This window comes from Microterricola viridarii, from assembly GCF_900104895.1.
GTDB lineage: Bacteria > Actinomycetota > Actinomycetes > Actinomycetales > Microbacteriaceae > Microterricola > Microterricola viridarii.
Genome location: NZ_LT629742.1, coordinates 2,541,760 through 2,566,315, shown reverse-complemented (window position 1 = coordinate 2,566,315; position 24,556 = coordinate 2,541,760). Strand labels below are relative to the sequence as shown.

Below are 24,556 nucleotides of genomic sequence, written 5' to 3'. Positions count from 1 at the left end.
ACTGCGGCTGCGCATAACTTCGAGGTAGGAATTGCATACTCAGCATAACTTTAAGCTTCGACTAGAAGTTGAGAGTTTCCACCGGAGGCCGGACGTGTCAACTAATCAGAACTACCTTGCAGTGATCAAGGTCGTCGGCATCGGCGGCGGCGGCGTCAACGCCGTCAACCGTATGATCGAGCTCGGCCTCCGCGGCGTCGAGTTCATCGCCATCAACACCGACGCGCAGGCGCTGCTGATGAGCGACGCCGACGTCAAGCTCGACGTCGGCCGCGACCTCACCCGCGGTCTCGGCGCAGGCGCCGACCCCGAGGTGGGCCGTCGTGCAGCCGAGGACCACGCCGAGGAGATCGAGGAAGCCCTCGCCGGCGCCGACATGGTCTTCGTGACCGCGGGCGAAGGCGGCGGAACCGGCACGGGCGGCGCCCCCGTCGTTGCCCGCATCGCCAAGTCGATCGGCGCGCTCACCATCGGTGTCGTCACCAAGCCGTTCGGCTTCGAGGGCAAGCGCCGCCAGGCCCAGGCCGAGACCGGTGTCAGCACCCTCAAGGAAGAGGTCGACACCCTCATCGTCGTGCCGAACGACCGCCTGCTGGAGATCAGCGACCGCGGCATCAGCATGCTCGACGCCTTCGCGACCGCCGACCAGGTGCTCCTGGCCGGTGTGCAGGGCATCACCGACCTGATCACCACCCCCGGCCTGATCAACCTCGACTTCGCCGACGTCAAGTCGGTCATGCAGGGCGCCGGCTCCGCGCTCATGGGCATCGGTTCGTCCCGCGGCGCCGACCGCGCCATCAAGGCTGCCGAGCTGGCCGTGGCCAGCCCGCTGCTCGAGGCATCCATCGACGGCGCCCACGGCGTGCTGCTCTCCATCCAGGGCGGCTCCAACCTCGGCATCTTCGAGATCAACGACGCGGCCCGCCTGGTGCAGGAGGCCGTGCACCCCGAGGCCAACATCATCTTCGGTGCCGTCATCGACGACACCCTCGGCGACGAGGTGCGCGTCACCGTCATCGCGGCCGGCTTCGACGGGGGAGAGCCCCAGAGCAAGCAGGCCGACGGCCGACGCAGCAACTTCGTGTCCGCCGGCGGCGGCGCACCGGTTGCCGGTGCCAGCGCCACCGCCGTGGCCGAGGAGCCCTCCGCCAGCGACATCGACGCGCTCGTCGAGTCCGCCTGGGGCAGCCAGGACGCCACCCCGGCCCCGGCCGCCGTTGACCCGGGCTTCGACGAGGAGAACGACCTCGACATCCCCGACTTCCTCAAGTAGCAAGGCACAGGCAGCACAGATGAGTGAGGCGGGGGCCCCGCACCCGACGCTGGCCGAGAGGCTGGCGTCGGTGCAGGCGGGCATCGCGGATGCCGCGCGCGCGAGCGGGCGGCAACCGAGCGAGATCACGACCATCGTCGTGACCAAGTTCCACCCGGCCTCCCTTGTCCGCGCGCTCTCCGAGCTCGGCGTGCGCGACGTCGGCGAGAACCGGCACCAGGAGGCGCAGGCAAAGGCCGCCGAACTGGCCGGCCTGCCGCTGCGCTGGCACTTCGTCGGGCAGCTGCAGAGCAAGAAGGCCAAGCAGGTGCGGGCCTACGCCGACGTGATCCACTCGATCGACCGGCCGGCGCTGCTGACCGGGCTCTCCGGCGAGAAGGTCATCGACTGCTTCCTGCAGGTCAACCTGACCGACAATCCGGAGCGCGGCGGGGTGGCCCCGGCCGCCCTGGACGCCCTGGTCGACCAGACGCTGGCCACACCCGGGCTCCGGCTGCTCGGCCTGATGGCCGTCGCCCCGCTCGACGAGGAGCCGCGGCGCGCCTTCGCCCGCGTCCGCGAGCTCTCCGAGTCCATCCGGGGCGCCGCCCCGGGGGCGACCGCCCTGTCCATGGGCATGTCGCAAGATTTTGCGGACGCGATCGCCGAAGGGGCGACACACCTCCGGATTGGCACCGCCATTACCGGGAATCGCCCGCAGCCCGAATAACCTCGAATACGACGGATCCTGACACGGAGGTAGTAATGTCCAACCCGCTCAAGAAGACCATGGTCTATCTGGGACTGGCAGACGAGGAGCTCGAGTACGAGGAGCCCGCAGCCGCTGCTGCCCCGGTCACGCCGGCGCCCGCCGCGGCCCCGACCAAGAACGCCGCACCGGTCACGCCGCTGCGCAAGGCCCCCGTCCCCAAGACCAACACCCAGGCGGCAGAGATGAACGAGATCCTCACGGTGCACCCGCGGCAGTACCGCGACGCGCAGCTCATCGCTGAGAGCTTCCGTGACGGCATCCCGGTGATCATCAACCTCTCGCAGATGAGCGAGGGCGACGCCCGCCGCCTGATCGACTTCGCCAGCGGCCTCTCCCAGGGCCTCTACGGCAAGATCGAGCGGGTCACCAACAAGGTGTTCCTGCTCTCTCCCGAGCACATCGTGGTCAGCGGCGAGAACGGCGAGACGGACGCCGACGTCGATGCCTCCTTCTTCGCTCAGTCATAATTAGTCTGTGACCATCGTTGCCCTGATCGCGGGGATCCTGTATTTCTTTCTGTTGCTCTACTTCTTTGCGATGTGGGCGCGGTTCGTTCTCGACCTCGTGCGCAATTTCAACCGATCCTGGCGGCCACGCGGCTTCGCCCTGATCGCGGTGGAATTCGTGTACACGATCACCGATCCGCCGATCAAGTTCTTCCGCCGGATTCTGCCGCCGCTGCGCCTCGGCGCCGTGGCCTTCGACTTCGGCTGGAGCCTGACCATGCTGATCGTCATCATCCTGATGCCGATCGTCGGCCAGATCCGTTACATCGGCGGTTCGTAATGCATCCAACACTGTGTGCCCGCTCAACGCCTCCGGCGCTCTGGCAGGTATCCTGAATCGGTGACACCGTGCGACGGTGCATCGTGCGTGCGAGCAGCGGGGTTTGTTACCGTTGGTCAATCGTTACCTTCTGTTCACAACCAAGTTCTAAGGGTGGAAAGCCATGGCGCTAACTCCGGAAGATGTAGTCAACAAGCGGTTCCAGCCGACCAAGTTCCGCGAGGGATACGACCAGGACGAGGTTGACGACTTCCTCGACGAGGTCGTGGTCGAGCTGCGTCGACTGGGCAGCGAGAACGAGGAGCTGCGTCAGCGCCTCGCCGCCGCCGAGAGCGGTGCGGCCCCGGCCGCCGCCGCGCCGGCACCCGCTTTCACCGCACCGGAGCCCGCACCGGCCACCGTCGTCGCGCCCGTGGTTGCAGCCCCCGTGCCTTCGGCCACCGCCGAGGCCGACGAGCAGGCCAGCACCACCAACCTCCTGCAGCTGGCCCGCCGCCTGCACGAGGAGCACGTGCGCGAGGGCGCTGAGAAGCGTGACGCGCTCATCGCAGAGGGCCACGCCACCGCCGCCCGCGTCGTGGCCGAGTCCGAGGCCAAGCAGCGCGCCCAGATCGGCGCGCTCGAGAAGGAGCGCTCCGCTCTCGAGGCGAAGATCGACGGCCTGCGCACCTTCGAGCGTGAGTACCGCGCCAAGCTGAAGAGCTACATCGAGGGCCAGCTGCACGAGCTCGAGGTCACCGCGGCACCGTCCGCCGGCTTCGGCAACCAGGCTGCCAACAGCGACGCTGCCCCGAGCTTCCAGGGCTTTGGGGTCTAAGACCCGAGGGAAGGTCAGCGCCGTTGCGCTTGTTGTCCTGGCCCTCGTTGCTCTCTGCGCCTACGGGCTCGACCAGTTCAGCAAGTTCCTCGTCGTCTCAAACCTGACAGAAGGTGAGGTGGTCCCGGTACTCGGCAACGTCCTGCAACTGCAGTTCGTCCGAAACCCCGGGGCCGCCTTCTCCCTGGCCAGCGGCCAGACCTGGATCTTCACGATCATCGCCAGCGCGGTGATCGTGTTCATCGTCTGGTTCGCCCGCCGCATCCGCTCCATCTCCTGGGCGATCGTGTTCGGGCTGCTGCTCGGCGGGGTGCTCGGCAACCTCACCGACCGCTACTTCCGCGCCCCCGGCTTCCCGGAGGGGCACGTGATCGACTTCATCTACACCCCGTGGATGCTGCCGGCCATCTACAACGTGGCCGACATCGCCATCGTCACCAGCATGGGCCTGTTCATGATCCTCACGCTGCGCGGCATCAACCTCGATGGCAGCCGCACCGTGTCAGAGAAGAAGAAGAAGCCGGCGGATGACGCGACAGCGACCCGCGGCCCCGACGAAGCGACAGCAGCATAGCCATGGAATCACGTTCACTCCCCGTCCCTGACGGCCTCGCCGGCCTCCGCGTCGACGCCGGCCTGGCCAAGCTGCTCGGCTTCTCGCGCACGTTCGCCACCGAGGTCATCGAGGCGGGCGGCGTCAGCCAGGACGGCACGGCAGCCGGCAAGTCCGACAAGCTGCGCGCCGGCGCCTGGCTCGAGGTCAGCTGGCAGAGCAAGTCCCCGCTGGAGATCGTGCCGATCCCCGTCCCGGACCTGACCATCGTCCACGACGATGACGACATCGTCGTGATCAACAAGCCGGCCGGCGTCGCCGCGCACCCCAGCGTCGGCTGGGAGGGCCCCACCGTCGTCGGCGCCCTCGCCGCCGCCGGCTTCCGCATCTCCACCTCGGGCGCCGCCGAGCGCGCGGGCGTCGTGCACCGCCTCGACGCCGGCACCAGCGGCCTGATGGTCGTCGCGAAGTCGGAGCTGGCCTACACCGAGCTCAAGCGCGCCTTCCACGACCGCGAGGTCGAGAAGATCTACCACGCCGTCGTGCAGGGTCACCCCGACCCGCTGGCTGGCACCATCGACGCGCCCATCGGCCGGCATCCGCGGGCCGAGTGGAAGTTCGCCGTGACCGGGGACGGCAAGCACTCGATCACCCACTACGAGACGCTCGAGGCCTTCCCGTACGCCTCGCTGCTCGAGATCCACCTGGAGACCGGGCGCACCCACCAGATCCGCGTGCACATGGCCGCCCAGCGCCACCCCTGCGTCGGGGACTCCATGTACGGCGCCGACCCGACGCTCTCGGCCCGCCTCGGCCTGGAGCGCCAGTGGCTGCACGCCGTGCAGCTCGGCTTCAACCACCCGGCGACGGGGGAGTGGGTCAGCTTCCGCACCGAGTACTCTCCGGACCTGCAGCACGCACTCGCCGTGCTCTCCGCCTAGGCCACCACCCAGCACCACCCGCTTTCGAATCAGTCGGAGACACACGTGACAGCAGCAAACGACTCCTTCGTACACCTCCACGTGCACAGCGAGTACTCGATGCTGGACGGCGCCGCGCACATCAAGCCGCTGATGGAAGCCGTGGTCGCCGAGAAGATGCCGGCCATCGCCGTCACCGACCACGGCAACATGTTCGGCGCGTTCGACTTCTGGAACCAGGCCACCGCGGCCGGGGTGAAGCCGATCATCGGCACCGAGGCCTACGTCACCCCCGGAACCGCGCGCGGGGACCGCACCCGCGTCAAGTGGGGCACCGGCGCGCAGGGCGAGGACGACGTCTCCGGCTCCGGCGCGTACACCCACATGACGCTGCTCTCGGAGACCACCGAGGGCATGCACAACCTGTTCCGGATGTCGTCCAAGGCCTCCATCGAGGGGTACTACTTCAAGCCGCGCATGGACAGGGAGCTGCTCTCCGAGTACGCCAAGGGCGTCATCGCCACGACCGGCTGCGCCGGTGGCGAGGTGCAGACGCGGCTCCGGCTCGGCCAGTACGAGGAGGCCAAGAAGGCCGCGGGCGACTTCCGCGACATCTTCGGCAAGGAGAACTTCTTCGTCGAGGTGATGGACCACGGCATCGACGTCGAGCGGCGCACCATCAGCGAGCTGCTGCGGCTGGCCAAGGAGCTCGACCTGCCGCTCGTGGCCACCAACGACCTGCACTACACGCACGCCCACGACGCCACCGCGCACGCGGCGCTGCTCTGCGTGCAGTCCGGCTCGACCCTGGACGACCCGAACCGCTTCAAGTTCGACGCCGATGAGTTCTACCTCAAGAGCGCCGCGCAGATGCGGCACCTGTTCCGCGACAACATCGAGGCGTGCGACAACACGCTGCTGATCGCCGAGCGCTGCGACGTCAAGTTCGACACCGAGACCAGCTACATGCCCCGCTTCCCGGTGCCGGAGGGCGAGACGGAGGACACCTGGTTCGCCAAGGAGGTCGACGCCGGCCTCGCCGTGCGCTACCCGAACGGGATCCCCGACCCCGTGCGCAAGCAGGCCGACTACGAGACCGGCGTCATCCTGCAGATGGGCTTCCCCGGCTACTTCCTCGTCGTCGCCGACTTCATCAACTGGTCCAAGCGCAACGGCATCCGCGTCGGCCCCGGCCGCGGCTCGGGCGCCGGATCGATGGCCGCCTACGCCATGGGCATCACCGACCTGGACCCGCTGGTGCACGGCCTCATCTTCGAGCGCTTCCTCAACCCGGAGCGCGTATCCATGCCCGACTTCGACGTCGACTTCGATGATCGTCGCCGCGGCGAGGTCATCAAGTACGTCACGGAGAAGTACGGCTCGGAGCGCGTCGCCCAGATCGTCACCTACGGAACCATCAAGGCCAAGCAGGCGCTGAAGGACTCCTCCCGCGTGCTCGGCTTCCCCTTCGGCATGGGCGACAAGCTCACCAAGGCGATGCCGCCGCCCGTCATGGGCAAGGACATCCCGCTCACCGGCATCTTCGACAAGTCGCACCCGCGCTACAAGGAGGCCGCCGACATCCGCGCGGTCGTCGAGACCGACCACGAGGCCAAGACCGTCTTCGAGACGGCCCTTGGCCTCGAGAACCTCAAGCGCCAGTGGGGCGTGCACGCCGCCGGCGTGATCATGTCCAGCGACCCCCTGATCGACATCATCCCGATCATGAAGCGGGAGCAGGACGGCCAGATCGTCACCCAGTTCGACTACCCGGCCGCCGAGGCGCTCGGGCTGATCAAGATGGACTTCCTCGGCCTCCGCAACCTCACCATCGTCTCGGACGCCCTCGACAACATCGAGCTGAACCGCGGCCACCGGCTCGTGCTGGAAGACCTGGCCCTCGACGACGTCGGTGCCTACGAGCTGCTCGCCCGCGGCGACACACTCGGCGTGTTCCAGCTCGACGGTGGGCCCATGCGCGGCCTGCTGCGCCTGATGAAGCCCGACAACTTCGAGGACATCTCGGCCGTGCTGGCCCTGTACCGCCCGGGCCCGATGGGCGCGGACTCGCACACCAATTACGCCCTGCGCAAGAACGGCCTGCAGCCGATCACGCCGATCCACCCCGAGCTGGCCGACGCCCTCGAGGACGTGCTCGGCGGCACCTACGGCCTCATCATCTACCAGGAGCAGGTGATGTCGATCGCGCAGAAGGTCGCCGGCTTCTCGCTCGGCCAGGCCGACATCCTGCGCCGCGCCATGGGCAAGAAGAAGAAGTCAGAGCTCGACAAGCAGTACGAGGGCTTCCGCGCCGGCATGCACGCGAACGGCTTCACGGATGCCGCGGTGAAGGCGCTCTGGGACATCCTGCTGCCCTTCTCCGACTACGCCTTCAACAAGGCCCACTCGGCCGCCTACGGCGTCGTCTCCTACTGGACGGCGTACCTCAAGGCGCACTACCCGGCCGAGTACATGGCCGCGCTGCTGACCAGCGTCGGCGACTCCAAAGACAAGATGGCCATCTACCTCAACGAGTGCCGCCGCATGGGCATCAAGGTGCTGCCGCCGGACGTCAACGAGTCGATCGGCTTCTTCGCCGCCGTCGGCACCGACATCCGCTTCGGCCTCGGCGCCGTGCGCAACGTCGGCTCCAACGTCGTCGAGGGCATCCGTGCCGCACGCGAGGCGAAGGGCCGCTTCGAGGGCTTCCACGACTACCTGCGCAAGGTGCCCATCCACGCCACCAACAAGCGCACCGTCGAGTCGCTGATCAAGGCCGGGGCGTTCGACTCGCTCGGCTCCACCCGCCGCGCCCTGATCGAGGTTCACGAGTCGGCCGTCGAGTCGGCCGTCAAGATCAAGCGCGACGAGGAGAACGGCAACGTCGGCTTCGACTTCGACAGCCTGTTCGAGGAGGTCGGCGAGGCGCCGTCCTCCGACGTGCCAGAGCGCCCGGAGTGGGCCAAGAAGGACAAGCTCGCCTTCGAGCGGGAGATGCTCGGCCTCTACGTCTCCGACCACCCGCTGGCCGGCCTCGAGGTGCCGCTGGCCAAGCACGCCAGTATCTCCATCGCCGAGCTGATGGCCTCCGAGACGATCGAGGACGGCGAGACCGTCACCGTCGCCGGGCTCGTCACCAGCGTGCAGCATCGCACCGCGAAGAACTCCGGCAACCAGTACGGCATGATCACCGTCGAGGACTTCGGCGGCGAGATCACGATCATGTTCATGGGCAAGGGCTACCAGGAGTTCGCCCCGATGCTGGTCGCCGACTCCATCGCGGTCGTCCGCGGCCGGGTCAGCATGCGCGACGACGGCATGAACCTGCACGCCTTCAGCATGATGATGCCGGACATGGGCCAGGACGAGGTCGAGGGCACCGTCAACATCTCGATGCCCGACATCCGCGCCACCCCGGACACGGTGACGGCCCTCGACGAGATCCTCAGCAGGCACGCCGGCGAGAACGAGGTGCGGCTGAAGCTCACCCGCGGCGGCACCGCCCGCGTGTTCGAGCTGCCGCGGCACTCCGTCAAGGTGACGGCAGACCTCTACGGCGAGCTGAAGAGCCTGCTCGGCCCGAACTGCCTGCTCTAGTCGCCCCGTCCGCTCCCGTCCGCGCCCGCCCGTTGCCACGGGCCCACCCAGTTGCCGCAAATTGGCGGTTGCGCCTCGCTGCACCGCCGATTTGCGGCAACTGGGCGCGGGTGGGGGCGCGGGCGCGGGTGGGGGTGGGGGCGCGGGGGGCTCAGACGATCTCGCCGGGCGTGCGGTAGGCGCCCTCGTGGTAGAGCAGCGGGGCGTCCTCCCGGCCCAGCTCGCCCTCCTCGACCTGCATGATGACGACCGCGTTGTTGTGCGCGGAGACGCGTTCCAGGATGCGCCCGCTCATCCAGGCGGTGACATCGTTCAGCACGGGGAGGCCGTGCGGCCCCGTGTGCCAGTGGTCGCCGATGAAGCGCTCGGAGGCGTCGCGGGCCATGATCTGCGCGGTGGCGCGGTTGCGGGCGCCGAGCATGTGGATGACGACCCGATCGGTCTCGGCGATCGCCCGCCACGCGCTGGCGGAGCGGGCCATGTTGAACGTGGCCAGCGGCGGCACAGCGGCCAGCGAGGCCAGGGACGTGGCCGTGAAGCCGACCGGCCGCCCGTCCGGGTCGAGGGCGGTGACGACGGCCACGCCCGCGGCATGCCGGCGGAACGCCTGCTTGAAGGCGTGCAGGTCCTCCGGCATGGCCCCGGGGGATGCGGGGGAGTCGGCGGGAGTTGCGGCGGAAGCGTTCATACGCCTTCTCTCAAGCGTGGAAGCAGGGCGCGTATTCCACGGCGCCCGGAGACCGTGCGAATCAGGCCGTGCGGATAAACTGGGCAGATCATGATCCAGACGATTGACCTGCGCGGTCTCCAGCCTACTCCCGCCGAACTCCTCGCCCTCGTGCCCCGCGCGAGCACCGACGTGAGCGTTGCGCTGGAGGTGGCGGCCGAACTCATCGACGATGTTCGGGCCCGCGGCGAGCATGCCCTGCTCGACCAGGCGGAGCGGCTGGACCGGGTGCGCCCCGAGTCGATCCGCGTGCCGCAGTCGCACATCGACGAGGCCGTCGCCGGCCTCGACCCGGCCGTGCACGAGGCGATCCTCGAGACCATCCGCCGGGTGCGGCTGGCCAGCGCCGCCCAGGTCCCACCCGCCGCCACGACCGTGCTCGCCCCCGGCGCCGAGATCATCCAGCGCTGGCAGCCCGTCGGCCGGGTCGGCCTGTACGTGCCGGGCGGCAAGGCCGTCTACCCCTCCAGCGTCGTCATGAACGTCGTGCCGGCCCAGACCGCCGGCGTGCGCTCGATCGCGCTCGCCTCGCCGCCCCAGGCCGCCTTCGGCGGGCGCGTGCACCCGACCATCCTCGCCGTCGCCGGCCTGCTCGGAATCACTGAGGTGTACGGCATGGGCGGCGCTGGAGCCGTCGGCGCGCTCGCCTACGGCGTGGCCGGCATCGGCCTGGACCCCGTGCAGATGGTCACCGGCCCCGGCAACGTCTACGTCGCCGCCGCCAAGCGCCTGATCCGCGGCCAGGCCGGCATCGACGCGGAGGCCGGCCCGACCGACATCCTCGTGATCGCCGACGCCACCGCGGATGCCGCCCTGATCGCCGCCGACCTGGTCAGCCAGGCCGAGCACGACGAGCTGGCCGCCACCGTGCTGGTCACCGACGACACCGCCCTCGCCGGCGCCGTGGAGGCCGAGCTGGAGCGCCTGGCCCAGACGACCACCCACAGCGCCCGGGTCGCCGCGGCCCTCAGCGGGCCGCAGTCCGCGCTCGTGCTCGTCGACGACATCGAGGAGGCGGCCGCGTTCAGCAACGCCTTCGGCCCGGAGCACCTCGAGATCCAGACCGAGGATCCGGACGCCGTGCTCGAGCTCATCGAGAACGCCGGGGCGATCTTCCTCGGCCCGAACTCGCCGGTGAGCCTCGGCGACTACTCCGCCGGGTCGAACCACGTGCTGCCCACGGGCGGCCAGGCCCGGTTCTCCGCCGGCCTCGGCGCCTCGACCTTCCTGCGGCCGCAGCAGGTCGTGCGCTACAGCCGGGAGGCGCTGGCCGAGGTGCACCAGAATGTGCTCGCGCTCAGCGACGCCGAGGCGCTCCCCGCCCACGGGGACGCCATCAGCGCCCGCTTCCTCTAACTGCTGCGCCCCGCGGGGAGGCCGGTGCTACTCGATCAGCAGCGTCAGGTCTGCGATCACGACCGCCAGCAGTGCGACACCGGAGACGAGCGCCGTCGCCGTCAGCAGACCGGGGTGGGCGAGGCCGATCGTGACCGCGCGCAGTCGCGGCCGGCGCAGCAGCAGGCGGGCGGGCACCACTGTGCTGCCCGGGTTCTGCCGCCAGCCGCGCACCCTCGCCAGGAACCAGGCGCAACGCAGCAGGAAGACGACCCAGAGCACCGCGATGGTCGGGAGCACGATGCCGAGCACCAGGCTGAAGCCGATGCCCAACACCTCGCGCTCCCGGCCCTCGGCCAGGAGCGTCAGCGAGGTCGAGATGGTGGCGCCCAGCACGATCGACGCCGTCCAGGCCAGGAAACCGGCGATGATGACCAGGTAGCGGGTGAGGAAGTGCCCGAGCACCGAGCCGTGCGTCTCCAGGGTGCGCCGCGGCGTCTCCCGCAGCACGACGATCATGGCCGTGACCGGCGGCAGCACGAGCAGCGCGACCACGAGCAGGGACGCCGCGACGCTCCAGTCGAGTGCGCCGGCGACGAGGCCGAGCGCGCCGAAGACGCCGAGCCAGAGCCAGCCGGCGGTGAGCGGGTGGGCGACCAGCCAGTCGGGGAGCGCTGCATCGTCGCGCCGCCCTGCGTTGCCCGTCGCGGTCATGGTCACACTGTAGCGGCCGCGCAGCGGCCCGGGCAGGGCCGCAGTATCGGCCGAGCGGCCGGCGGAGCCGCTAGGCTGGTATCACGATGTATTGCCCGTTCTGCCGCCACCCCGACTCCCGGGTCATCGATTCGCGCACCAGCGATGACGGGCTCTCCATCCGCCGCCGCCGGCAGTGCCCAGAGTGCGGGCGCCGTTTCAGCACCACGGAGACCGCCACCCTCGCCGTCACCAAGCGCAACGGCGTCGTCGAGCTGTTCAGCCGCGAGAAGATCGTCTCCGGCGTGCGCAAGGCCTGCCAGGGCCGCCCGGTCACCGACTCCGACCTCGCCGTCCTGGCCCAGAAGGTCGAGGAGACGATCCGCTCCACCGGCGCGTCGCAGATCGAGGCCAACGACATCGGCCTCGCGATTCTCGCCCCGCTGCGCGAGCTGGACGAGGTGGCGTACCTCCGCTTCGCCAGCGTCTATCAGGCCTTCGAATCGCTCGACGACTTCGAGGCAGCCATCGCCCAGCTGCGCAAGGAGCACGGGCGGAAGCCCGCCCTGCCCGTCGACTAGGCCGGCCGGCCCGCCCGGCGCGTCCGCGCGGTCCGGGCAGGGTCGCGCCTGCAGGTATTCTTGAGCAGGCATGTACCCTCTACTCTTCTCCCTCGTCCTGTCCAAGCTCGACCCCGAGCGCGCCCACCACCTCGCCTTCGGCGTGATCAAGGCGCTGCCGACCGCGGGCTTCGGCCGGCTCGTGCACCGCTTCACGCACCCCCGCACCGACCTCTCGGTGCAGGCGCTCGGCCTGCACTTCGACACCCCGTTCGGCGTCGCGGCGGGCTTCGACAAGGACGCCCAGGCGGTCATCGGCCTCGGACAGCTCGGCTTCGGCCACATCGAGGTCGGCACCCTCACGGCGCACGCGCAGCCCGGCAACGAGCAGCCGCGACTGTTCCGCCTCGTGCCCGACCGTGCCGTGATCAACCGCATGGGCTTCAACAACGGGGGAGCCGACGGCGCCCGCGAGCGCCTCAGGAAGGCCCGCGCCACGGCCGGCCGCCCCGTCATCGGCGTCAACATCGGCAAGAGCCGTGTCACCGCCGTCGAGGACGCCACCGCGGACTACCTGATCTCCGCCCGCGCGCTGGCCCCGCTGGCCGACTACCTCGTCGTCAACGTCAGCTCGCCCAACACGCCGGGCCTGCGCGGCCTGCAGGAGCTGGAGTTGCTCCGCCCCCTGCTCAGCGCCGTCAAGGAGGCCTGCGGGCCGACCCCGCTGTTGGTGAAGATCGCCCCCGACCTCCTCGACGAGGAGGTCGTGAAGATCGCCGGGCTCGTCGTCGAGCTCGGCCTGGACGGCATCATCGCCACGAACACGACGATTTCCCGCGAGGGCCTGGCGACGCCGGCATCCGTCGTCGAGGCCGCCGGTGCCGGTGGGCTCTCCGGCGCCCCGCTCGCCGCCCGCTCGCTCGCCGTGCTGCGGCTCATCCGCCAGAACGTGCCCGCCGCGCTCTGCGTCATCTCCGCCGGGGGCGTCGAGACCGCAGCGGACGTCGCCGAGCGACTGGATGCCGGGGCGACCCTGGTGCAGGGCTACACCGCGTTCCTCTACCGCGGTCCGCTCTGGGCACGCCAGATCAACCGCGGCCTGGACCGCATCCGCGCGACGCGCTAGCCGCCGGGGGCCCAGGCCTCGGGCCCAGGGCCGCTGGTCTAGGGCTTGAGGATTCCCAGCTCGGTGAGCTGGTCGGCCAGGCCGGAGCCGTCCGGGGCGTACGCCCAGGGCACGCCGCCGTAGCCGTCCTCGATCTTGGAGCGGCCGCCGGCCAGCACAGCCTCGCCGGGGGAGAGCTCGCGGATCGCGATCGCCGCCACATTGTCCGGGTGGGCGAGGGCGAACTGGCGGTAGTGCTCCTCGTCGTGCTGGCCGTCGTCGCCGACCAGCAGCCAGCGGATGTTCGGGAACTCGGCCGCCAGGCGGTTGAGGTTGTCCCGCTTGTGCTCCCTGCCGCTCCGGAACAGCCGGTCGTGCGTCGGGCCCCAATCGGTCAGGAGCAGCACGCCGCTCGGGTACAGGTTGCGGGAGAGGAAGCGGGTGAGCGTCGGAGCGACGTTCCATGCCCCGGTGGAGAGGTAGATCACCGGCGTTCCGGGGCGGGAGTTGGCCAGCTTGTCCAGCAGCACGGCCATGCCGGGCGTCGGGATGCGGGCGTGCTCGTCGAGCACGAAGGTGTTCCAGGCGGCCAGGAGCGGCCGGGGCAGCATGGTGACCATGACGGTGTCATCGACATCAGAGAGCACGCCGAAGGTCACCGCGGGGTCGACAACGTTGAGCGGGGCCTCGACGGCCACCGACTCGGCGGTGCGCAGCGTCGCCGTGTGCCAGCCGGGCGTCAGGCCCACCTGCACCACGGTGTCGACGACGCCGCCGCGGTCGGCCACCAGCTCGAAGCTCTGCCCGCCGACGTCGACGCTCACCCGGGCGTAACCGACGGGAACGCTCGTGAAGCTGCGCCAGCCGCGCATGCCCGTTCCGCGGCGCTCGGCGCGGCGCCGGGCGCGGGCGGATGCCGGCTGCGGCTCGGCCGGGCGAGAGAGCAGCACGCGGCAGAGGATGCGCACCCAGCCGTCGCCGCCGTAGCCGGTGTAGGGGATCACCGTCTCCCGGTGCCCCCTCTTGCGGGCGGCACGATCGCGCCGGGCGTGCGCCCAGTCCTCGATGCGGGCGGCCCGGTGCGCGGGCGGGGCCGAGCTCTGGGGTGCATTGCACGCTTCGCTGGAGTCGACCACGAGTCCAGTCTTTCACGCCCCGGAGGCCCATCCTGCACACGCGGGGTACATGAGACTTGCTCCGCGCCGCTAAAGTAGACCGAAGTTCGCTAAGGAGGAGAAGTGCCACTAGCTAAATTAGCCGGAACAAGCGATCTTGGGGCGGGGCGCGCGGTGCGCACCGAGCCCATCCAGCAGCGCAGCGCTGAGCGGCTGGACGCCCTACTGGACTCTGCCGCCTACGTGGTGGACCAGGTGGGGTTCGACAGGATCACGACCGCCATGATCGCCGACCACGCCGGCGCATCCATCGGCACCGTCTACCGCTACTTTCCCGACCGTGTCGCGGTGCTCTCCGCGCTGCGCGACCGGTCGATGGCGCGTTTTCGGGCGCGGGTCGCCTTCGACATCCAAGATTCTTCCCCCCAGAACTGGTGGCAGGCCATCGACCTGGCGATTACCGCCTTCGTCGACCTGTACCGCACGGAGCCCGGCTTCCACATCGTGCACTTCACCGAGCGGCAGAGCGTGGCGGGCGGCCCGGTCGCCGGAGCCGACGCCGAGCAGGAGCTCGTTGCGCACTCCGGCGATGACTCGTTCCCGGTTCGCCTGGCCGCCGTGCTGAGCGACGAGTTCGGCCTCGACGGCGGGCCGGATCTCCTGTTCCGCCTGGAGGTCGCGATCGAGATCGCCGACGGCCTGCTCTCGCGTGCCTTCCGCGACGACCCCGACGGCGACAGCCGGTTCATTGCGGAATGCCGCGCCGTGGCGCACGGATACCTCGTGTCCTACTACGGCGGTCCCGAAACGGCATAGGGCAGAGCAGGCGGCCGCACGATGATCGAGTTCCGCTCCGTGGGCAAGACGTTCGACGACGGCACCGTGGCCGTGCGCGACTTCAGCCTCATCCTGCCCTCGCACAGCACGACCGTCCTGCTCGGCTCCTCCGGGTCGGGCAAGACGACGCTGCTGCGCATGATCAACCGCATGGTCGACCCGACCTCCGGCAGCGTGCTCATCGACGGGGCGGATATCGCCGGGCGGCGGCCCGTCGAACTGCGGCGCAGCATCGGCTACGTGATGCAGAACTCCGGGCTGCTGCCGCACCGCACCGTGCTCGACAACGTCGCGACGGTGCCGGTGCTGCGCGGCGTGCGCAAGCGCGACGCCCGGGCGCGGGCGCTGGAGCTGCTGGACACGGTGGGCCTGGACCGGGCGTTGGCCGACCGCTACCCCAGCCAGCTCTCCGGCGGGCAGCAGCAGCGCGTCGGCGTGGCCCGCGGGCTCGCGGCCGACCCCAACATCCTGCTGATGGACGAGCCGTTCGGCGCCGTCGACCCGCTCGTGCGCGCCGAGCTGCAACAGGAGCTCCTCCGCCTGCAGGGGGAGCTCGGCAAGACCGTCGTGTTCGTCACGCACGACGTCGACGAGGCCTTCCTGCTCGCCGACCAGGTCGTCATCATGCGCGAGGGCGGCGAGGTCGCCCAGCGCGGCACCCCGGCCGAGATCCTCGCGGGCCCCGCGGATGACTTCGTCGCCGGCTTCATCGGCGCCGACCGCGGCAACAGGCGGCTGCACGTGCGCGAGGTCAACGGGGCCCGGGTCGTCGTCGACGCCCAGGGGCGACCGGCGGGAGTGCTCGAGCCGTGACCTGGCTCCTCGCCAACCTCGGCTTGGTGTGGCAGCTCACGCTGGCCCACATCGGGCTGAGCATCCTGCCCATCCTGTTCGGGCTGGCGGCCTCGCTGCCGCTCGGCCTGCTGGCCAACCGGGTGCGCGCGACGCGCGGCATCCTGCTCATCCTGGCCACCATCGCCTTCACCATCCCCTCTCTGCCGCTCTTCATCGCCCTGCCGGCCGTGCTCGGCACGGGCTTCACCAGCCCGGTCAACATCGTGGTGGGGCTCAGCCTGTACGCCCTGGCGCTGATGCTGCGCTCCAGCGCCGACGCCTTCGACTCGATCGACGACGACGTGCGCCTGGCCGGCCGGGGCGTCGGCTTCTCCAGCTGGCAGCTGTTCTGGCGGCTCGAGCTGCCGCTGGCCGGGCCTGTGTTGGTGGCGGGGCTCCGCGTCGTCTCAGCGACAACGGTCAGCCTGGTGACAGTGGGCTCGCTCGTCGGCGTGACCAGCCTCGGCTACCTCTTCATCAACGGCTTCCAGCGCAACATCGCCGCCGAGGTGCTGAGCGGAATCGTCGCAACGCTCGTCGTCGCCGTGCTCTTCGACGCGGTCATCGTTCTCGGCGGGCGCCTGCTGATGCCGTGGCGGGGGAGCCTGCGATGAACCTCTTCCTCGACGCCATCGCCTGGATCTTCAACCCGGCGCTGCAGAGCGCGCCCGGCGCGCTGCCGCAGCGCATCGCCGAGCACCTCGGCTACACCTTCGGCGCCACCGCGATCGCGGCGCTGATCGCCATCCCGCTCGGCTACTACATCGGGCACACCGGGCGGGGCCGGGAGCTCGCGGTGGCCTTCACCGGCGGCATGCGCGCGCTGCCGAGCCTCGGCGTGCTCATCCTGCTCGCGCTCGGGCTCGGGATCGGCTTCAAGGCGCCGCTGCTGACCTTCGTGCTGCTGGCGATCCCACCGGTGCTCAGCGGCGCGTACGCCGGCCTCCAGTCGATCGACCGCAACGTGATCCAGGCGGCGACCGCACTCGGCATGACGCCGCTGCAACTGCTGCTCAAGGTGGAGATCCCGCTCGGCCTCCCGCTGCTGATCGGCGGCCTCCGCGCCGGCATCCTGCAGGTCGTCGCCACCGCGACGCTGGCCGCCTACGTCAGCGGCGGGGCGCTCGGCGGCTACATCTTCCTCGGCATCGCGACGCGCAACTACATCGAGATGCTCGGTGCCTCCATCGTCATCACGGCGCTCGCGCTGGCGCTGGAGGCGATCTTCGCGCTGATACAAAAATTCGTCACACCGCGCGGAGTGTCGGCGTTGAGTGGCAGAATCAACCGAGCGGGTGCCCCTCGAACGCGGGGGGCCACCCACGCACCAGAGCAAAGGACACTCGCATGAACCTCAGCACCTCGTCCCACTCCTCCCCATCCACGAGGCGCGGCCTGCGCGTGGCCGCGGCCGGCGCCGCGGCGCTGCTCGCCCTCGCGCTCGGCGGCTGCGCCAGCGGCGACCCCCTGAACCCGGCCGCCCCGAGCGACACCGGCACGGCGGCATCCGAGACCATCGTCGTCGGCTCGCAGCAGTACTACTCGAACGAGATCATCGCCGAGATCTACGCGCAGGCACTGGAGGCAAACGGCTTCACGGTGAAGCGCACCTTCAACATCGGCCAGCGCGACGCCTACCTGCCGGCGCTGGAGAGCGGCGAGGTCGACCTGTTCCCGGAGTACACCGGCAACCTGCTGCAGTACTACGCACCCGACACAACCGCCCGCACCACCGACGACGTCTACGCGGCGCTCGGCGACGCGCTGCCCAGCGGCCTGCGGGTGCTCGACCAGGCCGACGCCACCGACCAGGACTCCTACGTCGTGACGAAGTCCTTCGCCGATGCGAACAGCCTCGTCGAGATCGGCGACCTCGCGACGGTGACGACGCCGATCACGCTCGGCGGAAACTCCGAGCTGGCGACGCGGCCGTACGGGCCGGAGGGCCTGAAATCGGTGTACGGGGTCACGGTCGGCTTCACGCCGATCGAGGACAGCGGCGGACCGCTCACCCAGAAGGCCCTGCTGGACGGCACCGTGCAGCTGGTGAACATCTACAGCGCCGACCCGAACATCAAGGCCAACGACCTCGTCACCCTGACCGACCCGAAGGGCCTGTTCCTGGCCTCGCACGTCGTGCCGCTGGCCGGCCCGGGCGTCTCGGATGACGCGGCCGCCGTGATCAACACGGTGCAGGGCGCCCTGACCACGGCCGACCTGGTGTCGATGAACGCGCAGAGCCAGAACGACGAGCTCGCCGCGCCGGTCATCGCCACCCAGTGGCTGGACGAGAAGGCGCTCTTCTAGGCTCGGCTCTTCTAGGCCTCGGCTTCGGGGTCCGCGTCGATGGGGTCCGCCATGTGGCGGGCCTCATGCCGTTCCAGCAGCTTCTTGGCCAGCACCACGAGGGCGAGGAAGAGCACGATGACGCCGACGAAGATGTAGCCGGCGAAGTGCAGCTGCTGGGAGAGCTCGCGGTAGCTGCCGGCCGCGGCCGATCCGACGCTGACATAGGCGAACGCCCAGATCACGCAGGCGGGAACCGTCCACGAGATGAAGGTGCGGTAGCGCATCTTGCTCATGCCGACGGTGAGCGGGATCAGCGAGTGCAGCACCGGCAGGAAGCGGGATATGAACACGGCGATGCCGCCTCGGCGGGCCAGGTAGCGCTCGGCGCGCGCCCAGTTCGACTCGCCGATCTTCCGGCCCAGCCAGCTGCGGCGGATATGCGGCCCGAACCAGCGCCCCAGGGCGAAGCCGATGCTCTCGCCGATCAGGGCGCCGACGATCACGGCGGCGACCATCGCCCAGTACTGCAGCGGCGTCGAGACGGCGGTGCTCGCGACGATGACGATGGTGTCGCCGGGCACGACGAGGCCGATGAGGATCGAGGTCTCGAGCATGATCCCGACTCCGGCGAGCAGGGTGCGCACCGCGGGGTCGACGCTTTGCACGGTGTTCAGCAGCCAGTCGAGAATCTCGTTCACCTGCCCGAGCATAAACGGTCGGGGGAGGCGCTTGCTGAACGCGGGGTGGCGCCCTGCGCCCCTCTCCGGCCGGCACTCCGGCCGATCCTCAGGCCAGCGCGGGCCCGACCCCGAGCGCGACGCCCAACAGCACGGCGGAGGGCATCGAGACGGTGAGTGCCGCGGCGGTCAGGGCGAGCAGACGGGCCAGCGGCGGCAGCGGCGGCTCCGGCTGCAGCAGCCGGGTCACCCGCTGGCCGAGCGGGGTGCGCGCGGCATCCGTCGGCAGCGCAGGGGCGGGGACCGGCTCTGCGCGCGCACGGAGCTCGCCGCTGGCGCTCGGCTGCGAGGTGCCGACGAGCGCGATCGCGCGGGCCAGGGTGTGCGGGTCTGCCTCGTGCCTGGCGTCGTCGTCGGCGAGCATCTCGACCAGCAGGCCGACCGCGTTCTCGGCCCGGTTCGCCATCGGGAACCAGGGCAGGGCCGCGTGCCAGGCCCGGAAGGCGAGCAGCACGAGGTGGTGGAACTGGCGGAGGTGGGTGCGCTCGTGGGCGAGCACGGCGTCGAGCTCGGCGGGCTCAAGCAGCTCGATCAGGCCGCCGGAGAGCACCGTGACGGTGTGCACGCCCGGCACGCAGTACGCGATCGGCGTCGGGTGGTCCAGCACCCGGGTGCCCGGCTGCTCCGGCAGGGGGGAACTGAGCAGCTCCACGGCCGCCCGGTGCCGCCGGCGGCTGCGCTCGGTCTGCACGGCGGTGCTGATCAGGTTCAGCAGCAGGTGCAGCCCGAGCAGCACGGCGCCGCCGAGCGCGACGATGTTGAGCACCCCGAACTCGGCCGGGATGGGGCCGATCCGCAGGCTGGCCAGCAGGGCGCGGATGCCGCCGAGGTCACCCTGCAGCGGGGCGAGGCCGAAGCTGAGCAGGGCGCCGATCATCGCCAGCCCGCCGCCGAGCGCGATGGCCTGCCAGAGGGCGAGGGCGATGCCGGGCGCGCGGGACGGCCAGCGCGCGGAGGCGAGGGCGAGCGGCACCGGCCAGGCGAGCAGAACGGCCAGCGCGGCAAGCGCGAGGGAGGCGATCAGCACAGGGGAGTGGGCGGCTAGGCGGGGCCGGCCGTGCCGAGCAGCGCACGCAGCGTGTCGGCCTCGCTGGCGCTGACCTGCCCGACGAAGCGGGCCAGGGCGGCGTCGCGGTCCGGGGCGAGCTCGAGCACCTGGTGCATCAGATTCGCGGTGTGCTCCTCGCGGGAGTTCACGGCGAAGTAGCGGTGCGGGCGCTCGATGCGGCTGCGCGCCACGAAGCCCTTCGCCTCCAACCGCGAGAGCACGGTCAGAAGAGTTGTCTTTGCGTGTTCCTTCCGCGGCGACTCAGCGTTAGCGTTGAGCAGACGATCACCCAGCTCGGGGGCGGACAGACCCTCAGGAGCGTCCCAGAGGGCGTTCATGATCGATCTTTCCAAGACTCCGAGCGTGTTCATATCTCCAGATTACCGGCTGAAGCTGAAAATGTTCTACGCTCTGTAGAAGTTGAGAGTTCTACGCAGTGTAGAACTCCTTTGAGGGGAGTCCCCGTTGAACGAGATCTTGGACCCGTTAGCGCTTGCGCGCTGGCAATTCGGCCTCACCACGATCTATCACTTCTTGTTCGTACCGATCACCATCGGAATGGTCACGGTCACTGCGGTCTTCCAGACCGCGTGGTACCGAACAGGGCACGTGAAGTACCTCCAGCTGACCAAGTTCTTCGGCCAGATCTTCCTCATCAACTTCGCGATGGGTGTCGTCACCGGCATCGTGCAGGAGTTCCAGTTCGGCATGAACTGGTCGGACTACTCCCGCTTCGTCGGTGACGTCTTCGGTGCCCCGCTGGCGCTCGAGGGCCTGCTGGCCTTCTTCTTCGAGGCCACCTTCATCGGGCTCTGGATCTTCGGCTGGGACAAGCTGCCGCGCAAGATCCACCTGCTCACGATCTGGGCCACCGCGTTCGGCTCCATCATCTCCGCTTACTTCATCATTGCCGCGAACTCGTTCATGCAGAACCCGGTCGCCTACCAGATGAACGAGGAGAAGGGCCGGGCAGAGCTCGTCAACATCTGGGAGCTGCTGACCAACCCGGTCGCGTTGGCGGCGTTCCCGCACACGATCTTCGCGAGCTTCATGGTCGCCGCCGGCCTCGTGATCACGGTCGCCGCCTGGCACCTGGCCCGCAACCAGCACCTCGAGACGATGCGCCCGGCGCTGAAGCTCGGGCTCTGGACGATGATCGGCGCCGGCCTCCTGACCACGCTCACCGGCGACCAGCTCAGCCTGGCAATGGTGGCAACGCAGCCGATGAAGATGGCCGCGGCCGAGGCGACGTATCAAACCGTGTGCGGCGCGCAGGCCTCCTTCTCCATCTTCACCCTCGGCACCCCCGACGGCACCAGCGAGCTGTTCTCGATCCGCGTGCCCTACCTGCTCTCCCTGCTGTCCACGCACACCTTCGACGGCTGCGTCGAGGGCATCAACGACCTGCAGGCCCAGTACACCGAGGCCTTCGGCCCCGGCGACTACGCCCCCATCATCTGGATCACCTACTGGGCGTTCCGCTGGATGATCGGCCTCGGCATGCTGCACGTCTTCGTCGCCATCGTCGGCCTCTGGCTGACCCGCGGCGGTCGCCTGCCGAAGAACAAGTGGGTCTGGAAGGCCGCGATCTGGTCCTTCCCGCTCTCCCTCGCCGCCATGATCGTCGGCTGGATCTTCGCCGAGATGGGCAGGCAGCCCTGGCTCGTGTTCAGCCTGCTGAAGACGGAGGACGGCGTCTCGCCCGGGGTCACCGGACTCGAGGTGCTCATCTCGATCGTCGCATTCACGCTGATCTACGGCATCCTCGCGGTCGTCGAATTCAAGCTCATCAAGAAGGTGGCCCAGAAGGGCCCGGCAGACGCCCCGGAACCGCATCCGGAGACCGGCCTCATCGAACCGTCTACGACGGTCTACTAGGAGACAATCATGGATCTCAGCATTCTCTGGTTCTGGATTGTGGCCGGTCTCTTCATCGGCTACTTCATCCTGGACGGCTTCGACTTCGGCGTCGGCATGACGCTGCCCTTCCTCGGCAAGGACGACCTCGATCGTCGCGTGCTCATCAACACCATCGGCCCGGTCTGGGACCTCAACGAGACCTGGGTGATCGTGGCGGGCGCCTGCCTGTTCGCGGCCTTCCCGGAGTGGTACGCCACCCTGTTCAGCGGCTTCTACCTGGCGCTGCTGCTCATCCTGCTGGCGCTGATCGCGCGCGGCGTCTCCTTCGAGTACCGCCACCAGCGGCCGGAGTCGCGGTGGAAGAAGTGGTTCGACGGCATGATCATCGTCGGCTCCGTCGTTCCGGCGCTGCTCTGGGGTGTCGCATTCGCGAACATCGTGCAGGGCGTCGCCATCGACGCGAACTTCAACTACACGGGCACGCTGTTCGACCTGCTCAACCCGTACGCGCTGCTCGGCGGCCTCACCACGCTGATGCTGTTCTTCACGCACGGTGCGATCTTCGTCTCGCTCAAGACGGACGGCGACATCCGGGAGCGGGCCCGCAAGCTCGCCACGAAGGCCGGCGTCGTGACGATCGTGATCGCGGCCTCCTTCCTGGTCTGGACGGCGTTCATCGCCGAGTTCAAGGTTGCCTACCTGGTGCTCGCCGCACTCGCGGCCGTCGCGCTGATCGGCGCCTGGCTATTCAACCTGCGCGGCTCGGAGGGTGTCTCGTTCACCCTGATGGCCGTGACGATCGCCCTGGCGGTGCTCTCGCTGTTCACGGCGCTGTTCCCGAATGTCATGCCCTCCACCACCGACGTGGCGAACAGCCTGACGATCGACAACGCCTCGAGCTCCGAGTACACGCTCACCGTGATGAGCTGGACGGCCTTGATCTTCCTGCCGCTGATCCTGCTCTACCAGGGCTGGACGTACTGGGTGTTCCGCAAGCGCGTCAGCCGCCGCACCATCGAGGCGGCCACGGGCGTCGCCGCACCCGCGGCGTGAGTCAGACCGACACCGAGACACGGGGCGCGCGCTCGTCGCGCGCCCCCATCGACCCGCGCCTGCTTCGGCGGGCGCGGGCGATGCGCGGTTTCCTCGCCCTCGGCGGGCTGCTCGGCCTGCTCCAGACGGCATCCATCATCGGCTTCGCCTGGTTCGTGTCGGTGCTGGTCACCGGCGCCATCGCCGGGCAGAGCCTCGCCGAGCTCTCCGGCTCCTTCGCCGCCCTGGCCGCGATGGTGCTGCTGCGCGCCTTCACCGTCTGGGCGATGGATGCCGCGTCCGCCGCCGGCGCCGCCCGGGTGAAGAGCCAGCTGCGAGTCGCCGTGCTCGCCGGCATCCGCAGGCTCGGACCCTCCTGGACCCAGCGCCGGGGGAGCGCCGCGACCGCGACCCTCGTCGGCCCCGGGCTCGACGCCCTCGACGGCTACTTCGGGAAGTACCTTCCGCAGTTGATCCTCACGGCGATCGCCACACCGCTGCTGGTGCTCGCCATCTTCCTCAACGACTGGCTGAGCGCGCTCATCGTCGCGCTGGCCCTGCCGATTATTCCCCTGTTCATGGTGCTGATCGGCATGGCGACGCAGGCCGTGCAGCGCAAGCAGTGGGACAGCCTGCAGCGCCTGAGCGGCAGCTTCCTCGACGTCGTCGGCGGGCTCGCCACCCTCAAGATCTTCGGGCGAGAGCGCCGCCAGCTCGCCCGCATCCGCACCGTCACGGATAGTTACCGCACCGAAACAATGAAGGTGCTTCGCCTTTCCTTCCTGAGCGGGTTCGTGCTCGAGCTGGCCGGCAGCCTCTCGGTCGCACTCATCGCCGTGACCATCGGACTGCGCCTGCTCGACGGGCAGCTGACGCTCGCCGTCGGCCTGTTCGTGCTGATCCTCGCCCCCGAGGTGTTCCTCCCCGTGCGCAACGTCGGCGCCCAGTTCCACGCCGCCGCCGACGGCATGGCCGCCTCCGCCGAGGTCTTCGAGGTGCTCGAGCTCGCCGACGCGATCCCGGCGGATGCCGCCGCGGCCGCACCGGCCCACGCTCGCGCCCGGGCCCGCGGGCCGCTGCGCCTCGATGCGGTCAGCGTGCACCGCGGCGACCGGCTCATCGTCGACGGCCTGAGCGCCGAGTTCGAGCCCGGCACGCTGAGCGTGCTGGCCGGCCAGAGCGGCTCCGGCAAGTCCACCCTGCTCGCCGCCCTGCTGGGCTTCGTGCCGTCCGAGGGCGAGATCACGCTCGGCGACGGCCCGCTGACCCGCACCGAGATCGCCTGGGCCGGGCAGAACCCGGGGCTCGGCAGCGGGAGCGTCGCGGGCAACATCGCCCTCGGCAGCGCGTTGGCCGAGGGCAACCCGGAGCGCGCGCGGCTGATCGAGGCCAGCATGCGCCTCGCCGTGGCATCCGGCATCGACCCCGAGCACGAGCTCGGGGTCAACGGCGCCGGGCTCTCCGGCGGGCAGGCGCAGCGCGTCGCCCTGGCCCGCGCCTTCTACCGTTGGCAGGAGCTCGGCACGCCCGTACTGCTGCTGGACGAGCCCAGCTCCGCCCTCGACGCCGAGACCGAGGCGCGCCTGCTCGGCTCGCTCCGCGCGGCAGCAGACGCCGGAGCCATCGTCATCGTTGTGAGCCATCGGGAGGCCGTTCTGGCCGCCGCCGATCGGGTTCTCTGACTGGA

The 24,556-nt window shown here is 69.7% G+C and carries 25 protein-coding genes; 19 read left to right on the top strand and 6 right to left on the bottom strand.

The window, feature by feature from the left end; genetic code table 11:
* Nucleotides 1-94 precede the first annotated feature (94 nt).
* From ftsZ to dnaE, 8 genes are all read left to right on the top strand, one after another.
* Nucleotides 95-1,273 (top strand): cell division protein FtsZ, encoded by a 1,179-nt coding sequence (ftsZ, locus tag BLT62_RS11765; protein WP_083364228.1) that lies wholly within the window; start codon nucleotides 95-97, stop codon nucleotides 1,271-1,273.
* A 19-nt stretch (nucleotides 1,274-1,292) separates the two neighbouring features.
* Nucleotides 1,293-1,982: a YggS family pyridoxal phosphate-dependent enzyme gene (locus BLT62_RS11760; protein ID WP_083364227.1), complete on the top strand. Its 690-nt coding sequence runs from the start codon at nucleotides 1,293-1,295 to the stop codon at nucleotides 1,980-1,982.
* Nucleotides 1,983-2,017: 35 nt separating this feature from the next.
* Nucleotides 2,018-2,491, top strand: coding sequence for a cell division protein SepF (locus BLT62_RS11755; protein WP_083364226.1), 474 nt, complete (start codon nucleotides 2,018-2,020; stop codon nucleotides 2,489-2,491).
* Nucleotides 2,492-2,498: 7 nt separating this feature from the next.
* Nucleotides 2,499-2,810 carry a YggT family protein gene (locus BLT62_RS11750; RefSeq protein WP_083364225.1) on the top strand — a complete coding sequence of 104 codons (312 nt, stop codon included), beginning with the start codon at nucleotides 2,499-2,501 and terminating at the stop codon, nucleotides 2,808-2,810.
* A gap of 163 nt (nucleotides 2,811-2,973) precedes the next feature.
* The gene (locus tag BLT62_RS11745; protein ID WP_083364224.1) at nucleotides 2,974-3,627 is read left to right on the top strand and encodes a DivIVA domain-containing protein; all 654 of its coding nucleotides are present in this window, start codon (nucleotides 2,974-2,976) and stop codon (nucleotides 3,625-3,627) included.
* Nucleotides 3,617-4,201, top strand: coding sequence for a signal peptidase II (lspA, locus tag BLT62_RS11740; RefSeq protein WP_083364223.1), 585 nt, complete (start codon nucleotides 3,617-3,619; stop codon nucleotides 4,199-4,201). Before BLT62_RS11745 ends, lspA begins: the two co-directional genes overlap by 11 nt.
* A gap of 2 nt (nucleotides 4,202-4,203) precedes the next feature.
* The gene (locus tag BLT62_RS11735; RefSeq protein ID WP_083364222.1) at nucleotides 4,204-5,121 is read left to right on the top strand and encodes an RluA family pseudouridine synthase; all 918 of its coding nucleotides are present in this window, start codon (nucleotides 4,204-4,206) and stop codon (nucleotides 5,119-5,121) included.
* Between the two features lie 99 nt (nucleotides 5,122-5,220).
* A complete protein-coding gene (dnaE, locus tag BLT62_RS11730; protein ID WP_083365439.1) occupies nucleotides 5,221-8,697 on the top strand; it encodes a DNA polymerase III subunit alpha in 3,477 nt (1,158 codons plus the stop codon).
* Between the two features lie 151 nt (nucleotides 8,698-8,848).
* On the opposite strand, the gene BLT62_RS11725 is transcribed toward dnaE, so the two are convergent.
* Nucleotides 8,849-9,385 carry a flavin reductase family protein gene (locus BLT62_RS11725; protein WP_083364221.1) on the bottom strand — a complete coding sequence of 179 codons (537 nt, stop codon included), beginning with the start codon at nucleotides 9,383-9,385 and terminating at the stop codon, nucleotides 8,849-8,851.
* A 90-nt stretch (nucleotides 9,386-9,475) separates the two neighbouring features.
* On the opposite strand from BLT62_RS11725, the gene hisD reads away from it, so the two are divergent.
* Complete coding sequence (gene hisD / locus BLT62_RS11720; protein WP_083364220.1) at nucleotides 9,476-10,780, top strand: histidinol dehydrogenase; 1,305 nt, start codon at nucleotides 9,476-9,478, stop codon at nucleotides 10,778-10,780.
* A 27-nt stretch (nucleotides 10,781-10,807) separates the two neighbouring features.
* Here hisD and BLT62_RS11715 read toward each other — a convergent pair whose 3' ends face one another.
* On the bottom strand, nucleotides 10,808-11,473 hold the full coding sequence (locus tag BLT62_RS11715; RefSeq protein ID WP_083364219.1) for a hypothetical protein: 666 nt from the start codon (nucleotides 11,471-11,473) through the stop codon (nucleotides 10,808-10,810).
* A gap of 86 nt (nucleotides 11,474-11,559) precedes the next feature.
* Between BLT62_RS11715 and nrdR the strand changes: the two genes are divergently transcribed.
* Together nrdR and BLT62_RS11705 are read left to right on the top strand one after the other, a co-directional pair.
* Nucleotides 11,560-12,033: a transcriptional regulator NrdR gene (gene nrdR / locus BLT62_RS11710; RefSeq protein ID WP_083364218.1), complete on the top strand. Its 474-nt coding sequence runs from the start codon at nucleotides 11,560-11,562 to the stop codon at nucleotides 12,031-12,033.
* A gap of 70 nt (nucleotides 12,034-12,103) precedes the next feature.
* The gene (locus BLT62_RS11705) at nucleotides 12,104-13,138 is read left to right on the top strand and encodes a quinone-dependent dihydroorotate dehydrogenase (RefSeq protein WP_083364217.1); all 1,035 of its coding nucleotides are present in this window, start codon (nucleotides 12,104-12,106) and stop codon (nucleotides 13,136-13,138) included.
* A 38-nt stretch (nucleotides 13,139-13,176) separates the two neighbouring features.
* On the opposite strand, the gene BLT62_RS11700 is transcribed toward BLT62_RS11705, so the two are convergent.
* Complete coding sequence (locus tag BLT62_RS11700) at nucleotides 13,177-14,253, bottom strand: App1 family protein (RefSeq protein ID WP_083364216.1); 1,077 nt, start codon at nucleotides 14,251-14,253, stop codon at nucleotides 13,177-13,179.
* Nucleotides 14,254-14,406: 153 nt separating this feature from the next.
* On the opposite strand from BLT62_RS11700, the gene BLT62_RS11695 reads away from it, so the two are divergent.
* The 5 genes from BLT62_RS11695 to BLT62_RS11675 are packed head-to-tail and all read left to right on the top strand — an operon-like array spanning nucleotide 14,407 to nucleotide 18,210.
* The gene (locus BLT62_RS11695; RefSeq protein WP_231919131.1) at nucleotides 14,407-15,048 is read left to right on the top strand and encodes a TetR family transcriptional regulator; all 642 of its coding nucleotides are present in this window, start codon (nucleotides 14,407-14,409) and stop codon (nucleotides 15,046-15,048) included.
* A 21-nt stretch (nucleotides 15,049-15,069) separates the two neighbouring features.
* Nucleotides 15,070-15,882: an ABC transporter ATP-binding protein gene (locus BLT62_RS11690; protein WP_083364214.1), complete on the top strand. Its 813-nt coding sequence runs from the start codon at nucleotides 15,070-15,072 to the stop codon at nucleotides 15,880-15,882.
* Nucleotides 15,879-16,517 (top strand): ABC transporter permease, encoded by a 639-nt coding sequence (locus BLT62_RS11685; protein WP_083364213.1) that lies wholly within the window; start codon nucleotides 15,879-15,881, stop codon nucleotides 16,515-16,517. Before BLT62_RS11690 ends, BLT62_RS11685 begins: the two co-directional genes overlap by 4 nt.
* Complete coding sequence (locus BLT62_RS11680) at nucleotides 16,514-17,254, top strand: ABC transporter permease (protein WP_083364212.1); 741 nt, start codon at nucleotides 16,514-16,516, stop codon at nucleotides 17,252-17,254. Before BLT62_RS11685 ends, BLT62_RS11680 begins: the two co-directional genes overlap by 4 nt.
* Nucleotides 17,251-18,210, top strand: a complete 960-nt coding sequence (locus BLT62_RS11675; RefSeq protein ID WP_083364211.1) for an ABC transporter substrate-binding protein — start codon at nucleotides 17,251-17,253, stop codon at nucleotides 18,208-18,210. The genes BLT62_RS11680 and BLT62_RS11675 overlap by 4 nt, the downstream gene beginning before the upstream one ends.
* An 11-nt stretch (nucleotides 18,211-18,221) precedes the next feature.
* Here the strand turns inward: BLT62_RS11675 and BLT62_RS11670 are convergent, their stop codons facing one another.
* The 3 genes from BLT62_RS11670 to BLT62_RS11660 form a co-directional block, all read right to left on the bottom strand.
* Nucleotides 18,222-18,890 carry a DedA family protein gene (locus BLT62_RS11670; protein WP_083365438.1) on the bottom strand — a complete coding sequence of 223 codons (669 nt, stop codon included), beginning with the start codon at nucleotides 18,888-18,890 and terminating at the stop codon, nucleotides 18,222-18,224.
* 88 nt (nucleotides 18,891-18,978) lie between these two features.
* Nucleotides 18,979-19,956: a M56 family metallopeptidase gene (locus BLT62_RS11665; protein ID WP_083364210.1), complete on the bottom strand. Its 978-nt coding sequence runs from the start codon at nucleotides 19,954-19,956 to the stop codon at nucleotides 18,979-18,981.
* Nucleotides 19,957-19,970: 14 nt separating this feature from the next.
* Nucleotides 19,971-20,348, bottom strand: coding sequence for a BlaI/MecI/CopY family transcriptional regulator (locus tag BLT62_RS11660; protein ID WP_083364209.1), 378 nt, complete (start codon nucleotides 20,346-20,348; stop codon nucleotides 19,971-19,973).
* 94 nt (nucleotides 20,349-20,442) lie between these two features.
* Between BLT62_RS11660 and BLT62_RS11655 the strand changes: the two genes are divergently transcribed.
* The 3 genes from BLT62_RS11655 to cydD are packed head-to-tail and all read left to right on the top strand — an operon-like array spanning nucleotide 20,443 to nucleotide 24,551.
* Entirely contained in the window at nucleotides 20,443-21,855 is a 1,413-nt protein-coding gene (locus BLT62_RS11655) for a cytochrome ubiquinol oxidase subunit I (RefSeq protein WP_083364208.1), read from the top strand.
* Between the two features lie 9 nt (nucleotides 21,856-21,864).
* Entirely contained in the window at nucleotides 21,865-22,890 is a 1,026-nt protein-coding gene (gene cydB / locus BLT62_RS11650; RefSeq protein ID WP_083364207.1) for a cytochrome d ubiquinol oxidase subunit II, read from the top strand.
* Complete coding sequence (gene cydD, locus BLT62_RS11645; RefSeq protein ID WP_231919130.1) at nucleotides 22,887-24,551, top strand: thiol reductant ABC exporter subunit CydD; 1,665 nt, start codon at nucleotides 22,887-22,889, stop codon at nucleotides 24,549-24,551. Before cydB ends, cydD begins: the two co-directional genes overlap by 4 nt.
* Nucleotides 24,552-24,556 lie beyond the last annotated feature (5 nt).